Source organism: Providencia sp. 2023EL-00965 (genome assembly GCF_033550225.1).
Taxonomy (GTDB): Bacteria; Pseudomonadota; Gammaproteobacteria; order Enterobacterales; family Enterobacteriaceae; genus Providencia; species Providencia manganoxydans.
In genome coordinates, this window is the sequence record NZ_JAWUEH010000008.1 from 1 (window position 1) to 14,671 (window position 14,671).

Below are 14,671 nucleotides of genomic sequence, written 5' to 3' on the forward strand. Positions count from 1 at the left end.
GAGTGGTGAAAGCTATCGATTGAAAGATAAACGACGCTCAGGTGCCATACCTAAATGAAACAGTGGATCACTTTTGATTGATCGAATTTGAGTTAAAAGTGGATCAGTTTTCGTTGATCGTTGACACGAGGAGATAAACCATGAAAAGAACAGTGTGTAATGGTGCCTTATTGGGCTTACTAGGTGGAATGCTCTTCATGCCATTGGCTACGCAAGCTGACAGTAGTGTTGGTATTGAATATAGCGGCACGTTAATTGCCTTGCCCTGCACCATCGTACCGGGAATGAACAATTTGTACGTGGACATGGGCACTATCCCGACCAAATCCTTGTACCGTTTTACCCGCACCGCTGGAAAAACGATTGAGTTTTATTTGGAAGATTGTGATACGTCGTTGGGAAATGCGATTACGGCGACGTTTACGGGACCGATGGACAATGAAGGGTTATTGACCTTTTCATCTGGTAGTACCGCAAAAGGTGCAGGCATTGGGTTGGAATATTTGGATGGTCGTCCTATTCCGATTAATGATGGAACAGTGTACAAGGTGCCGCTTCGTGATGGGGACATGGTCATTCGAATGAAGGCGTATGTGCAGGGCCAACAAAATGCGTTAGCGAATAAGAGCTTGGAGGCCGGAGATTTTTCGGCGGTACTGACGTACAGCATGAGCTATGAATAATACAACACTTTTTACTTAATATAACCACTGTGTCGCTTAGAAGGCGAGTGCCAATCCGAAACGGAGTACTGAGGTGATGCCCGATTGATGGTCGAATGGCAATGATTGTGTTACAGCCGAAAAAACATGCCATCAATAAAGATATTTGGAATTTACGATTTCATTGGTCTTTAGAAAAGCAGATATATCGGCACAACTTCAGTCGGGAACAGATTCACTCAAACCCATGTCGCTGGTAGGTACAGATCGTGAAATGATGTCGCGAGCTCGGAATACATTAGCCTTGCAAGTCAGTAGCATAGTGCCTTTTGGCTGTACCAAATATCCAGGCAGCATTTATTGTGTGTATTAATAAATGTGTTGTCTGATTAGGAATATGGCTAATAAACATAGAGGTACGATCAGGCATACGGGAGCTAGCTAACCATCGAGAAGAGCATCAAAGGTTTTATTAGCGAGCGTGGTAGTGATCGCCTGAGTCGCCACGGAAACGCATATTTAATTATCGGCGGCGATGAAAACTTGGGTCAGTCGAGCACTTGCCTGATTGTACATAATAACCCATTGACACCAATAAATTATACAACGAGGATCTTTCCGTATGTCAAATAACAATGGGATCAATAAACTCAGTTCTATCTCCGTCTCGGAGAGACGATCGAGCCTACGTTCCACATTCATATTATCTCTATTATTTTCATCTTTTTTCGGCTTGTTCAGTGCGCCGGCATCCTCTACTTGGATTGCGATGTCTGCTGCTAGCCTCGGAGATCTTGTTCAGTGTAATAGTGACACCGGAACAATATTTTGTCTTGAAGGTTCCTCCTCTGTATCGTGGACAACTGGAGATAATACACTCATGACCGTACGTAATGTGTCCAATGGTCAAAACTATACGGGACGGTGGATTGGTCTTTATGGCTCATTTTCAGGCACATTAGGAAAAGGCAATCCTACTGGTGGTAACTGCCTCGTTTCGGGTTGCTCTGGTGGTTTTGTGATAGGAACAGGAGGGAGCTTCGGTATACCAGGCCTCGCTCCGAGTCGTAATCTAGGTTCTCGTAGCCCTGGAACTATGGGGGGGACTGCTTATTTCCATGGTGTATCACCCGTCGCTCCAGGGCTAATGGGTTCATCAATAGGTAGCGTCCCTAATTCTTCTGTGGCATCATTCAGTATCCCAGTCAGCGACGCTACTTGGGTACTGGTAGTCGATGGGCCAAATGGAAATTATACAGGGCCATTTACTGGAACTTTTAGCGGCTATAGCGTATCTGACCCCATACCGTATATTGTGTATGTATGTTATGACAACCCAAGCTCGGGTCCATGCTCACCGAGCAACAGCACTACCTTAGCCACTGTCGCAACAGGAAGTGCTCAGCCTCCCATATATGTGCCACCTGAGGTGGTCGATCCGGAACCAATAACTTGTGAATTCGATATGCCCGATATTGATTTTGGCCAAGTTTCTGCTGGTACTACACAAGAACAGAGACAAGAATACTTTTCATCTGTGTGTTCTGATACCGCATCGGTTACCTTGAAGATCACTGATACTTCAGGGAGAACGGGTCCCTACACCTTTGCTGGGGGAGCCCTATCAGTGATATTTCCTGGCAGTGGATCCTCGAGTTATACCTTCTCCGTACCTGGGGGGGTAACTGATACCACACGCGTTAATGCTGTACTTTCAGGAGAAACAGTCAGCGGGACGTATAATTTGCCAATGGTAGTGACCGCAGAATACAATTAAATATAATTATCTGCCTCTCTTCTGCGTTTGCACGTAAAAGAGAGGCATCAAATTAGATATAGGCATTTAAAAACTTATTGAGTTACTTCATTTCATTAATAAGTAATACTATTAATAATATATTAATAGCTATTTTTTTAGCGAAGAGTTTCTTCTTTAGAAGAAAATAAAGAATATTGATGTAAACTACTTATATCTAAGGAACTATGTATAAAACTATGTTTCAAGTAGAAAGCAGGATCCTTCTCTTTCAATTCTTCAAAGACATTAGAAAAAAATTCAAATAGTGAAACATTTAATTGTATTAATATACAAAATAGCATATCGGTATCAATATGGCTGACTCCTCTTTCATATCGAGAAACCTGTTGCTGAGATATGCCGAGTTTATTCGCTAATTCTAATCCAGTCATTCCTCTGGAGCGCCTTAGTTCCATTAACTGGGATCCAATGATAACTTTAATCAATGTTTTTGTTTGATAAGTCTTTTTATTTTTCATTTTGTTTCCCTTAATGTAAAAAAATAACAAGGTAAAATGTAAAATATATGTTATAAATTATTCATTTGAGATATTATCACTGTAGTATAATAAAACACAATATTGTGACATTTTTCGATATTCTTTATAGGGCGATTTGGTTTTGTGGCGCAATATATAAAACCCATAAAAAACAACAAATAAAAACAAAATCATTTAAAGATCATCCAAATTTGTACTTTTTATTTAGTTTAATAAACTAAATTCACACATAAAAAAGGCAATTATCCCAAGAAGCAAATGGTAAATAAAATTAAATGCACAACATTAAAAGAGTAAAATAAAAACAAAATACCTGAAAATCAAACAAAGTCAGATTATTATAATTAAATTGATATTAATAATCATTCTCAATAAGTGGTCATTTCTGATAATATAATTAAACTTATTTATTCAATTAAGTTATAAGTAAGCTAAGTAATCGCTATGAGATTAAATATTTATTATAAGTACTTAACCTATAATGTCAGTATATTAAAAATTCATCGCTGCTATGCGTGATATATAAAAATCATTTGATCACGATATGAATATTGCTAAGCATATAATAATGCTAATTGATACCATGCTTTACTATGAATACTAAATGAAAAAATGAGTAATACTGACAAAATCATTATGGTAATGAAAGGGTTTCTATCACTTTCATCGTTATGCGGCGTTCTTTTTTAAGGAAGAAGTAGGTTCGTATTTATTTTAGGTCAAAATAAGCGTTACTGAAGATAGCAGATTCATAAAATCAGGTTATATCCTCTACGAATCCCTAGTTCATCGTGAAGCAACCTGCATAGTAGTGTATACAGCCGTTGAGATTATCTTTTAGTGTTTATTCAAGATGTATTAAATATTATGTTTACTTATCCATAATATTTGGATTAGAAATAATTTCAGTAAATTGGGCCGTTTAGCCCAATTTACTGAATAAAATCAAATTATCCCCTCTTCCTGTAGCACATCATGAAAATGCTGAACTTCTTCAGGCGTGGCCTGAATGCGTTGCATCGGGAAATCAAGCACATAAGGAATATTTTGTTGCGCACTGGCAACGGCGAGTACATAGGTGGCACCATTTGATTCTAACACGATAGGCGCACTCTTTTTCTTACCTGAATAACCTGTAGAGATTTGTTTTCCATCCAATTCGCGCTTATAGGTCGCAATAATTTGTCGATTGGCATTAATCACCTTGGCTGGGATCGCGATGAGTTTCAAAGGCTGACTGCCTACTGACAATAACTCTTTTCTCATTTTACTGATGCGTATTTGAGCACGAATAAAAAAGAAGATACAAAAAATAAATAAGCCAATTAACACAATGGTGGTAATAAAGCGGATCATCACGCTATCGACAGCCACATCCACAGTGAGTTTTGAATTATCTGTCGCATCCATCAATGGCATTACAGCGATATCTTTTCCGTTTAAGCCTAAGAAGGTGAAATTATGGGAGACGGCATTTCTTTTATAATGTAGATCAACGCTACAGTTGGTGATCACCAATAAACTGGTTTTGCATGAGCCATCAACATCAGCATCAACTGGAATGGCGTTTTGACCAATTTTATAGTCATAGGCGATATTCGGTAGTTGATAAGCACAAAATGCGGTTAATATCACCATGACGATAATTAAAAATAGGGAACGGAGCATGCCTCCATCCCCTGATAGTGGGGTTAATGTCAGCGCTCGCTGCGGGAAGGCATTTAAAACTTTATCTGAAAGTTGAAGATTATTTTGCACAGGTAAAATATCCATTTATGTTGATTTTTAGAGAATTATAAAGATCAGCTGAAGAATAATAATGAGATTATTACCAAAATGGCTATCATTTTTACGTGAAAAACCTTCAGTATAGAGGGTCTTGATTAGACGGTATCTTGGTGTATGACCTTATCCGCATCGATAAAAAGGAACTTAATTATGAGTAATACAAATATTCAAAATGGAAAGTTAACCAATAAAAAAGTAATTATTATTCATGGCTATACAGCATCACCTGAGAAAAACTGGTTCCCTTGGTTAAAGGCACAGTTAGAACAGCAAGGGGTCGTGGTGAAGGTACCTGCAATGCCTGATCCATTATCGCCTGACCCACAACGCTGGCAGCAACATTTGCTAGATGCACAGATTGAATTGGATAAAGATACTGTTGTGATCGGCCACAGTCTTGGTTGTGTCACGTTATTGCGTTATCTCGCTAGCCAACAGCAGCAGATAGGTGGTTATCTGCTAGTTTCTGGTTTTACCGAAGAGCAAGCAACATTACCTGAACTAAAAGCGCACACTGATATTTCCCTCGATTATGCGAATTTAAAATCATTGTCAGATAAGCGTATTTCAATTATTTCGAGCAACGATTCGATTGTTTCACCACAATCTTCTAGAACATTAGCGACTTTGTTAGAAACAGAGGTTATTACCGTAGAAAATGCAGGACATTTTTTAGACAGAGAAGGCTTTAGTGAATTTCCATTGATATTAAAAGTATTAAACTCTTAATCAATAACAGAGCGGGAGTGGCTCCCGCCTTGGTATTGTTTGATAGTTTACTTTTGCTGTTTGTTCATGACCCATGAACAAAGTTAACAAATGAACACATGGAAGAAGAGCAATTCCTGCTAATACTGCTAATACTATTCAGATGTACTGCGGTATACAGAGTAGCTTCCTAACCTATTTTTTAATGATTAGCTATTTCTTTTCTCGCTAATTCAGCTAAAAATGCGGAGCGGTTTTTATAGTGCCCGCTTTGAGCAATGTATTTATCAATTGCAGTTAATAAATTATTTGGCATTGTTAAATTGAACTTAATGGCTTTTGACTCGTATTTTGCTGGATCTATTTCAACGAGCCCAAGCATACCGTTATCTTCTTTTAACCTTACATCACCGATATAAACAGCAGGGTCACGTGGTGCGGGTACGTGGCCACCATTTTCTGTTAATACTTCCATGTGTTGTGCGAAAGCAGCTTGAGCATTTTTAATTGTGTCTTCAACACTGTCACCAGCAAAAAAACATCCTTCAATATCAGGGAAGTAGCCATCGAAACCATCTTCAGTTTTAAAGATAAAGAGTGGATATATCATATTTTTCTAGCCTCTACTTGTGTTGATGAGCTTGCAGAGAAAGGAGCGGGAAAAACCACGCTTTGATCCCACTTCCTGTGTTATAGCAATTTCAATCCTGAAATTTGTTGTGCTTGTCGAATGACGCCTTTTGAAGAATCCTTTCTCGGATGAGGAACAGTGATTATTTTATCAAATCCCTCTTTGGTTAAAGTTATATGACTACCTGTTTGCCTAGCTTTAACCCACCCATCAGCGATCAGTTTCTTGATTAACTCTGCACTGCTCATCAATCCTCCATTCGTTGATGTGGGTATAGTACCTACTATTTGTTTTTGAGTCAAATTGCAGTGGGTTCTATACCTACTTTATGTGGAGTGATGGAAAATGCATAAAGCAAAACTAATATATGATATCGGGCTGATTTAAATTGCAGCTGGCGGGATTGGCTCCCGCCTTGGTAGGAGTGACTAACCTATTTTTTTATCCACAGCGCCAGAAGCTAAATAACCTTTATGGAAGCTAGCTTGCCTTGGGGAGATGCGTGCAACTGCCTCGGCGGAGCATGATGCATCGACTAATACAAAGCTCGCATCATCGCCTACCACAGGCCAAACTTGCTGACCTTTATTATTTAACGGTAGTTTATTACCCGTTGCGATAGCTAATGAACGCGATAGCGATAACTCGTCAGGGCGGGTATATAGCTGCGCATACAAATTGGCTTTTTCTAACATGTCACCTAAACCAAAAGGTGACCAATGGTCAACCACACTGTCCGTTCCAGACATTACAAATACGCCATTTTCATTGAGTGTTTTTAATGGCATATGTAACGTGCCGATTGGCACGGTGCTGGCAATGCTAATTTGTTGTTCAGCAAGGCGTTTAGCGGTTTCATCGGCTTGTTCAGGGGTTAATGTAGCGAGTGCGAATGCATGGCTGATAGTGACTTTACCTCGTAAACTGCGGTTTTTATCGACAGTATCAATCATGTATTCAATGGCTGCGCGGCCTGCTGGGCTGGTTTCATGTAAATGAATATCAACACCTTTATTATAATCCAATGCAATTTGGAACATGGTATCGAGAGATTTTTCCATCGCACCATCCACATTGGTAGGATCAAGTCCGCCCACATAATGAGCACCTGCCTGCATGGCTTCTCGCATGAGAGGTTCTGACTTGGACAATAATAAACCGTGCTGTGGAAACGCGACGATTTCACACGTGAGATCTTGTTGGTGCTCATTCAGTACGGTGATCAGCGCTTCTAAGTTTTTCAAACCTGAAACCGGTTCGATATTGCAATGGCTACGTGCAGTTGTCGATCCTTTAGATTGGATCAGTTTGATCAGCGCATGTGCACGCTCTTGAGTATAAGGTTGTAATTCAGGCAGGAGTTTTTGTTCCAGAGCGATCATATCCAGTATGGTTTTACCTTCGCGTGATCCAGGGGCTTGCCAAGGGCCGCCATAGAAGGTTTTATCCAAATGAATATGCATGTCGCGAAAAGCTGGCAACATTAATTTACCACCAGCACTATAGTAACTTAGCTCACTATTTGTATGCTGTTTATTAGGTAAGATAGCCGCTATTTTGCCCTCGTTAATTTCAAGGGTTTGTAGCGAAGTTTGAGTCCCAATAACCGTGTTATCACGGTAGTTAAAGCCCGTTTCCAGTAATACATCATCAAGATAATAGTGTTTATCTTTAATTGTTGATGTACTGCTGGTAGGCAGTGTATTGGTTTCTGCGGCTGCGATACCAGATATAGCACCAAATAGAGTGCAAGTTGCCGCTAATTTTGCACCAGTAGTAAGGAACTCTCTTCTGTTAGATCGCATAGAAACTCCTTAATCAAGCGATGTCAGGTTACAGTGTGTAACCCGACTGGATATACTCGTTATCTTTCAAGTTGCAGGGCTTTCGTTAAGGTATAAATGACTACACTACGCTCGACGGATCACCGTGTTGATCGATGTTCTTCGCCTCTCTTCGCTTGTCGCCTACCTGCAACTCGAATTATTTAGAGTGTAAATCATTAACCTTGAATGATATGAGTACCGGTTTCGCCACGTAATGCTTGTGGTAGCTTTTCTGGCGTGGTGATGATCACACGTTTACCACCATTAGCGATGAATGACAGACTAGCCTCAATTTTTGGTAGCATACTGCCTGCTGGGAAGTGCCCTTCCTGCATATATTGCTGTATGGCCGTGGTGGTCGTTTCACCGAGTGCTTGCTGCTCAGGTTTGCCAAAGTGGATGCACACTTTTTCAACACCAGTGGTAATGATCAAGATATCAGCTTGCAGCTCTTTTGCTAACAACGTCGTCGATAAGTCTTTATCGATAACGGCATCAACACTTTGATAGCCACCATGACCGTTACTGATGACAGGGATCCCGCCGCCACCAGCGGCAATGACGACATAATCGTTGTTACTCAATGTGCGGATGGCAGCTGATTCGATAACACGTTTTGGTTCTGGAGACGCAACGACACGGCGGTAGCCACGCCCAGAGTCTTCCACAAAGTGCCAATCAGGGTTGGCTTGTTTTAGCTCTTCGGCCTGCTCTAAGCTGAAAAATGCCCCAATAGGTTTGGTGGGTGAATGGAAGTTAGGATCGTTTTTATCCACTTCCACTTGAGTCACAACTGTAACGGCTTGGCGGTGGTGGCGTGATGCCAAAGCATTCGTCAGCGCTTGTTGTATTAAATAGCCAATACCACCTTGGGTATCGGCAACGCAGTTAGCTAATGGTGTTAATGGTAAACCTTCTACTGAATGAGCGATCTCCGCACGACGTAAATCTAAACCAACTTGCGGGCCATTACCGTGAGTGAGTACGATATTGTAGTTACCTTCCAACATATCGCAGACATGAGATGCAACTTCTTGCACAGCTTTTTCTTGAGACTCAATAGACTGGCTGTTGTTATCTTTGATAATACTGTTGCCCCCGATGGCAACAACCACGAGTTCTTTCATTATTAATGTGTCCTGATACAGAGTGTCATTGTTGATGCGCTAGGCGCACCAACAATTAAAGGTTAGTGGTATTACGCTGATTTACTTATTTTTTCAGCTTTTTCAGATTGTTGTTGTTCTACAGTTTTGCCTTTATCCAAAAAATACTTCATAACAAACAAGCCCGCCATCATGAGGTAAGCGTACACAAACATCAAGGCAGATCCCTGTGCAATTCCTACCATTGGGGAGTGAATTATTCCAAAGAATACTAATAACGCACCTACAGCAGCGGCGATAGCACCACGTAGAGGTTGATTTAAGATTGCGAAGATGGCGATACAGCCCCAAAGCATACTGGCTAGCGGTGCGCCATTACCTAGATGTACCAAACCTTGATAGTAAACCCCTTTGCTGAGTAAAACATCGGTGCCAATTTGTGCAGCAGAGGTTCCTGCCGCGCCCATCATGCTATTCATCATGGTAAGGGCCCAGTTGGCTATCCAAGGGAACAAACAGATAAAGATCACAGGGACTTCAATTTTAGGTGTTTCTCGCACCACTTGGTTAGCCGTGACAACACCGATAAATACTAAGATTGGCACGATAGCGGTCATTGGAATGATGGCTAACATGAAGGCACCTAAGCCAAACAGTGGCACGATAAACATGGTGATACCAGAAGCTAATGTATAACCAATACTTGCTCCCATCGCTTTCCAACCTGCATGACCGACATACACAGTGACAGGGAATGGATTACCCATAAAACAGCCGACAGTAGATGATAAACCGTTAGCTAACATTACTTTACGAGTATTGTATTCATCGCCTGCGGCATGCGCACTTTCAATGTTCTCAAGGTCAAAAATATAGTTTGCTAAGCCTAGTGGGACGGCAGATGCAAGATAAGGCAGTGCGTGTGGTAGGCCTTGTAAGAAGCTATCAATATGAATACCTGGTGGGTTAAAGCCAAATGATGACATCGAGGATTTAATCGCTTCAGGGCTTTGTAGGCCAGAAATCCATGCTAGTGCAGTACCGGCAATGAGCAGTAATAAGCCTGTTGGAATACGGGCAAAAATAGGTTTTTTACCAAACCAGTTAATAAAAATCAGCAGTAACACAATAAATGAAACCGTTGGTGCTTCAAATGCTTGCAGCATCGGATTCATGGCAAGTAATAACAAACCCAATCCAGATAGGCAGGAAAGTAATACGGTACGCGGGATCATTTTACGAATGGTTTCGCCAAGGAATGAGCCACCGACAAGGATCATCGATTCAACAAAACACCAAACGAGTGCAATTTGGATAGCAAACTCGGCGTTTTGGGTTGTTTGGTAGACTGGCATGATGACCAAAAAGGTCACTGTAAAGATAGACGGTGCACTGGGTCCAGATGGCAGGGCGGTAACATCATCGCGTCCGGTTTGTTTTGCCAGTTGCTGTCCAAAATAGGCATAGCTGATACTGGCGAGTAATACGGCAAAACCAAAAGCGGGGGCAATACGCCCATAAACAATCTCTTTCGGGATACCGACCACAAAGATCAGCAACCCCATCATGGTGAGTAGGTTAGTTAAGTTATTGGTCATTAGGCCAAAGTAGGCCGCCCAGTCACCACGTTTCCATTTTAGTTTCATTATACTCATGGAATGTATCCTTCAAGGAAGAGACCGCGTGTGCAGTCAAACAATTAAAAGCCCTTGGTAAAAAATTGTTATTGTTGGGTGCCCAGCTGAAACTGGGCACTTATTGCACAACTAAGCGTATTTTTCTGCGTAAGCTAACATTGCTTTTTCAAAGCAATCAAATGGTGGATGAACAATACCGGCACCAATCATACCGATACCTGCGTCTTTATGAGCGATAGCCGTATTGATGACCGGAAGGATACCGCTAGCGGCGACTTTAGTAATATCAATCGCAGTTGGAATACCCATAAATCCAAGTAATGGAATGGTCACGTTCGGGTTTTCACCCAAGGTGATTTCACGCATTTGTCTTGAAAAATCAACGGCTTCTTCAACAGTCCCACCCACAAGAGCAACAATCGCTGGCGCTGTTGCCATCGCAAAACCACCGATGCCATACGTTTCCGTGATCGCCGAGTCACCAATATCAAGACCTGAGTCTTCAGGTTTATAGCCCGCAAACATTGGGCCAATAACTTGCTGTGATGGTCCTGTGAACCACTGACCAGGTAATCCGCTGATACGTAAACCGAATTCAAACCCGTTACGTGCCATTGTCGTGACAACCGTGCTGTATTCGATGCCATGGGCAGCATCCATGGCGGCTTTACACATTGCCATCCATGTTGGGCCTGAGAAATAATCACTACTTGCCACAAAATCAAATACGTCTTTTTGCTGGGCGACAGTAAAATCCGTTTGGATAATATAAGGGGTTAACGCTTGGATCAGTAAAGTGGTGCCTGCATTATTGCGGTTGTGGCATTCATCACCCATATGTAATGCTTGAGCTAACATCAGGCGTAAGTCAATTTCGCCTGCGAGTTTCATCGCATCACGTAGCATTGGGCCTAATACATCTCGCATCCAATTTAAACGGTCGATCACGCTTTGGTCATTGGCGCCCATACGTAAAATTTTCGCCATCTGCTCACTCAGGTTAGTGAAAGCGCGGTTACCGTAAGTTTTGTTTTCAACGATATGCATAAACATGGAGGCAGAGGTGACACCTGCCATCGAACCCACACAATCATGTTCATGACAAGGTGAGAAAATAATCTCACCGGAAGCGGCAACACGCTCTGCATCAGCTAAGTCAGTGGCTAAGCCTTCGAAGACTAATGCGCCTGTGACCGCACCTTTCATTGCGCCACACATATCTTTCCATGCCACAGGGGGACCTGCGTGCAGTATGGTATTTTTAGTCATACCGGGTACGACATTAATTGCTTGGTCATAACCGACTAATACAGGTTGTGACTGAATAATCCGCTCAAGCGCTTGTGCATTGGCCGCGGCAATTTTTTCCTGTAGCGCTGCATTACTTTCAATTTTGTCTAGCGCGTGGATCACGGCAACATTGCCTTGTCCCGGAGGAGTCCAATTTAAATGTGTGACAGGAACATGTTGTTTTTTCAGATCATCACTGAACATTTCGATGCCAACATTAATCACATTCAATGGTTGCTTAAATAATGAAGTCATTATGCGTTCTCCCCTTTCCAGACAAACTCACGTGCTAACAAACCGGTATTGGTGCTACTGCTTGCCCAAATCACGCCTGTATCGGTTAGCATTTTTACTTGTGCCTCCATTGAGGGTGTATCTTGGTCTGTACCCAGCACATAACCTAAAATTTCTAATTCGCGACCATCTTGTTTAGCGATATCTTTTGCTGCTTTGATAGCTTCAATCATCACGCCAACGGGGTCTTCATGAGAGCCATAACCGAGCACAAAGTCCATGACGATCACACCCACTTCAGGGTCACGCGCTTCTTGCAATAGGCGCTCGATACGATTCGTTGGGTCAATCATTGGGTGTGGCTTGCCGTTGGTAAAATCATCATCACCAAAATCAAGGAAAGTGTGAGCGATACTGCGATTGAGATCTTTTAAGCGATAGTCAGGGTTTGGCTGAATGTTGCTGTAAACATCATCATATTTCTCGAGGGCGGCAAACATGGCTTCGTCGCATAAGGTTCCGCCACAGAATAGACCTCGAATATATTTTTGCTGAGGGGAGAGTTTTGCTCGTACCTCTTCAATTAACGGCCAATTTAAAGAGTGCAGATTGAGATCTTCTTTTTTGATCCCCGTTAGTAGAACCGCTTTTAACGCCGCTTCTTTGGTACTTTGCGCAAAGCTGAGTCCAGCTTTATCTTCTGGGATCGGTTGGCTACCAAGGAAGCAAACGACGACAGGTTTATGACATTTCTCGGCTTGCTCTAGGACTTTTTTAGCAACCGCAGGTGCTGGTGGTTTGGAAATTAAAGCGATCACTTTGGTTTCATCGTCGGCGTCGAGCATTTTTAGGGCATCAATCATCATGATCCCGCCGATCTTTTCACTCAGATCGCGCCCACCTGTCCCGATCAGCTGTGAAACACCCGCACCAAATTCATGAATACGTACACTAAGCTCTTGGCTACCCGTTCCTGATGCCCCAATGATACCAATACTGCCACGGCGTACGCTGTTACCAAAACAGAGTGCCGCACCATTAATAATCGCGGTTCCGCAGTCAGGTCCCATCATTAATAAACCTTTACGGCTGGCGAGTTGCTTGAGCGCTAGCTCATCATCGATGGAAACGTTATCCGAGAACAGCATAACGTTGAGATCGTTTTCGAGTGCAATACGCGCCTCACGAGCAGCAAACTGGCCATTAACTGAAATCACCGCCAAGTTGCTTTCAGGGATATGGGTATGGGCTGAATTAATGGTGGCATATTTGGCTTCGTGCTGTGAACCACCTTGGTTTTTCTTATTAAAGAGTTCTTCAATGGCAATTAAAGTCGCTTCATTAGCTTCATCGCTGCTGCCTTTAATGATGATCATTAAATCACCATTTTTAGCGTCTTCTAATTCAGGGGTTAATAGCCCTAAATTTCTGAGTACTCCCTTATTCATTTCTGTTGCCATCGCCACAAAGGCTTGCTCGACATTATCGAGCTGATTCGCTTTTGTGGAGATAGACATCAGTGATACGGAATCAAAATACGTATTCTTTTTGATGACAACTTTAGTCGACATACCTTTCTCCAAAATAATGGGTAAGATACAAAGCGTCACGAATGCCAAATAGCATGTCGCTGCCTGAACTAGACCCGATATCTAAAATCTGACGAAACTGTGGATAAATATCTTTTTTGCTTGCTGCTACTAACATTTGCAGTAGCTGTAATATGTTTTCTCGATATTGATGATTAATGGCTTTTTCTAAGGTAATGGCACTGACTTTGGTGGTTGTTGTGCGTGCATTATTAATACCTTGTTGAAACTGGCATTTAAGATGTTGTAGTGGATGGTGTTTGAGCAATAAAAATGCCATTAGCCCCACTAAATAGTCATCTGCCGATGGTGTTAAACCAATGCCTAACCCAATAAATTGTTTAATAATATCTGGTAGTATTTGATATTGCTGTTTTAGCAATGCATTAATTAATTCATTTCGCAATAAATTTAATTTTTCAGATGTGGCTAAATAAAATAAGTTATCACCACAATAATTAAATAACGAATTCCCTTCTGTTTTTAGAAGTTCATCAATGATATTTACCTTGTTATTTAAAAAAGAAAGGTACTGTTTTTGGTTTATTTTATTAGGATTAAAAAAAATTTCTTTTGGAAGCCATTTTTGACAAAAAGAAAAAGATAAAAAATAATGGTCAGCCAAATAAATAATTTTTTCAGAAAAATAAACCTGATCCCCTTCCTGTAAATTTAATCGAGTAAAATCATTGTTTAATATTCGACAACTGTTTGGCGCATTATCTAATTCAGTACTGAGCAAAGTAAAAAGTGTATCACCTACAGAAATATTGAGTGCTTTATGAAATATTTGCTCTACTGTACCTGAAAAAGCAGGCTGATCTAACAATTGCAGAAATGCTACATCAGCCGAAATACCATACAGTTGTTGTCGTTGAGTCTTGATGGTATCCACAAGCCTC

Annotated in this window: 13 protein-coding genes; 3 read left to right on the forward strand and 10 right to left on the reverse strand. The window is 41.4% G+C overall.

Annotation, left to right across the window (positions count from 1 at the left end; translation table 11 throughout):
- Positions 1 to 140 precede the first annotated feature (140 nt).
- Both SC428_RS11340 and SC428_RS11345 read left to right on the forward strand, forming a co-directional pair.
- Complete coding sequence (locus SC428_RS11340; RefSeq protein ID WP_283126512.1) at positions 141 to 683, forward strand: fimbrial protein; 543 nt, start codon at positions 141 to 143, stop codon at positions 681 to 683.
- A 601-nt stretch (positions 684 to 1,284) separates the two neighbouring features.
- Positions 1,285 to 2,439 (forward strand): hypothetical protein, encoded by a 1,155-nt coding sequence (locus SC428_RS11345; RefSeq protein WP_318707813.1) that lies wholly within the window; start codon positions 1,285 to 1,287, stop codon positions 2,437 to 2,439.
- Positions 2,440 to 2,576: 137 nt separating this feature from the next.
- Here SC428_RS11345 and SC428_RS11350 read toward each other — a convergent pair whose 3' ends face one another.
- Together SC428_RS11350 and SC428_RS11355 are read right to left on the reverse strand one after the other, a co-directional pair.
- On the reverse strand, positions 2,577 to 2,939 hold the full coding sequence (locus tag SC428_RS11350; protein WP_070925978.1) for a helix-turn-helix domain-containing protein: 363 nt from the start codon (positions 2,937 to 2,939) through the stop codon (positions 2,577 to 2,579).
- A 966-nt stretch (positions 2,940 to 3,905) separates the two neighbouring features.
- Positions 3,906 to 4,718: a hypothetical protein gene (locus SC428_RS11355; RefSeq protein WP_233445716.1), complete on the reverse strand. Its 813-nt coding sequence runs from the start codon at positions 4,716 to 4,718 to the stop codon at positions 3,906 to 3,908.
- 180 nt (positions 4,719 to 4,898) lie between these two features.
- On the opposite strand from SC428_RS11355, the gene SC428_RS11360 reads away from it, so the two are divergent.
- On the forward strand, positions 4,899 to 5,477 hold the full coding sequence (locus tag SC428_RS11360) for an RBBP9/YdeN family alpha/beta hydrolase (protein WP_070929547.1): 579 nt from the start codon (positions 4,899 to 4,901) through the stop codon (positions 5,475 to 5,477).
- Positions 5,478 to 5,658: 181 nt separating this feature from the next.
- Here SC428_RS11360 and SC428_RS11365 read toward each other — a convergent pair whose 3' ends face one another.
- The 8 genes from SC428_RS11365 to SC428_RS11400 form a co-directional block, all read right to left on the reverse strand.
- On the reverse strand, positions 5,659 to 6,066 hold the full coding sequence (locus SC428_RS11365) for a type II toxin-antitoxin system HicB family antitoxin (protein ID WP_140186906.1): 408 nt from the start codon (positions 6,064 to 6,066) through the stop codon (positions 5,659 to 5,661).
- 80 nt (positions 6,067 to 6,146) lie between these two features.
- Entirely contained in the window at positions 6,147 to 6,335 is a 189-nt protein-coding gene (locus SC428_RS11370; protein WP_070929546.1) for a type II toxin-antitoxin system HicA family toxin, read from the reverse strand.
- Positions 6,336 to 6,515: 180 nt separating this feature from the next.
- A complete protein-coding gene (locus SC428_RS11375) occupies positions 6,516 to 7,892 on the reverse strand; it encodes an amidohydrolase family protein (protein ID WP_318707821.1) in 1,377 nt (458 codons plus the stop codon).
- Between the two features lie 197 nt (positions 7,893 to 8,089).
- Entirely contained in the window at positions 8,090 to 9,040 is a 951-nt protein-coding gene (locus tag SC428_RS11380; protein ID WP_070929544.1) for a carbamate kinase family protein, read from the reverse strand.
- 71 nt (positions 9,041 to 9,111) lie between these two features.
- A complete protein-coding gene (locus tag SC428_RS11385; RefSeq protein ID WP_140181196.1) occupies positions 9,112 to 10,674 on the reverse strand; it encodes a xanthine permease in 1,563 nt (520 codons plus the stop codon).
- Between the two features lie 111 nt (positions 10,675 to 10,785).
- A complete protein-coding gene (locus SC428_RS11390; RefSeq protein ID WP_140186908.1) occupies positions 10,786 to 12,201 on the reverse strand; it encodes a DUF1116 domain-containing protein in 1,416 nt (471 codons plus the stop codon).
- Positions 12,201 to 13,751 (reverse strand): acyl-CoA synthetase FdrA, encoded by a 1,551-nt coding sequence (gene fdrA, locus SC428_RS11395; protein ID WP_318707824.1) that lies wholly within the window; start codon positions 13,749 to 13,751, stop codon positions 12,201 to 12,203. Before fdrA ends, SC428_RS11390 begins: the two co-directional genes overlap by 1 nt.
- A complete protein-coding gene (locus SC428_RS11400) occupies positions 13,741 to 14,664 on the reverse strand; it encodes a DUF2877 domain-containing protein (RefSeq protein ID WP_283126506.1) in 924 nt (307 codons plus the stop codon). Before SC428_RS11400 ends, fdrA begins: the two co-directional genes overlap by 11 nt.
- Between the last annotated feature and the right edge of the window lie 7 nt (positions 14,665 to 14,671).

Excerpts from the sequence above, each read along its gene's own strand:
- SC428_RS11340 (WP_283126512.1), top strand. The coding sequence starts at position 141 with ATGAAAAGAACAGTGTGTAATGGTGCCTTATTGGGCTTACTAGGTGGA.
- SC428_RS11345 (WP_318707813.1), top strand. The coding sequence starts at position 1,285 with ATGTCAAATAACAATGGGATCAATAAACTCAGTTCTATCTCCGTCTCG.
- SC428_RS11350 (WP_070925978.1), bottom strand. The coding sequence starts at position 2,939 with ATGAAAAATAAAAAGACTTATCAAACAAAAACATTGATTAAAGTTATC.
- SC428_RS11360 (WP_070929547.1), top strand. The coding sequence starts at position 4,899 with ATGAGTAATACAAATATTCAAAATGGAAAGTTAACCAATAAAAAAGTA.
- SC428_RS11365 (WP_140186906.1), bottom strand. The coding sequence starts at position 6,066 with ATGATATATCCACTCTTTATCTTTAAAACTGAAGATGGTTTCGATGGC.
- SC428_RS11370 (WP_070929546.1), bottom strand. The coding sequence starts at position 6,335 with ATGAGCAGTGCAGAGTTAATCAAGAAACTGATCGCTGATGGGTGGGTT.
- SC428_RS11375 (WP_318707821.1), bottom strand. The coding sequence starts at position 7,892 with ATGCGATCTAACAGAAGAGAGTTCCTTACTACTGGTGCAAAATTAGCG.
- SC428_RS11380 (WP_070929544.1), bottom strand. The coding sequence starts at position 9,040 with ATGAAAGAACTCGTGGTTGTTGCCATCGGGGGCAACAGTATTATCAAA.
- SC428_RS11385 (WP_140181196.1), bottom strand. The coding sequence starts at position 10,674 with ATGAGTATAATGAAACTAAAATGGAAACGTGGTGACTGGGCGGCCTAC.
- SC428_RS11390 (WP_140186908.1), bottom strand. The coding sequence starts at position 12,201 with ATGACTTCATTATTTAAGCAACCATTGAATGTGATTAATGTTGGCATC.
- fdrA (WP_318707824.1), bottom strand. The coding sequence starts at position 13,751 with ATGTCGACTAAAGTTGTCATCAAAAAGAATACGTATTTTGATTCCGTA.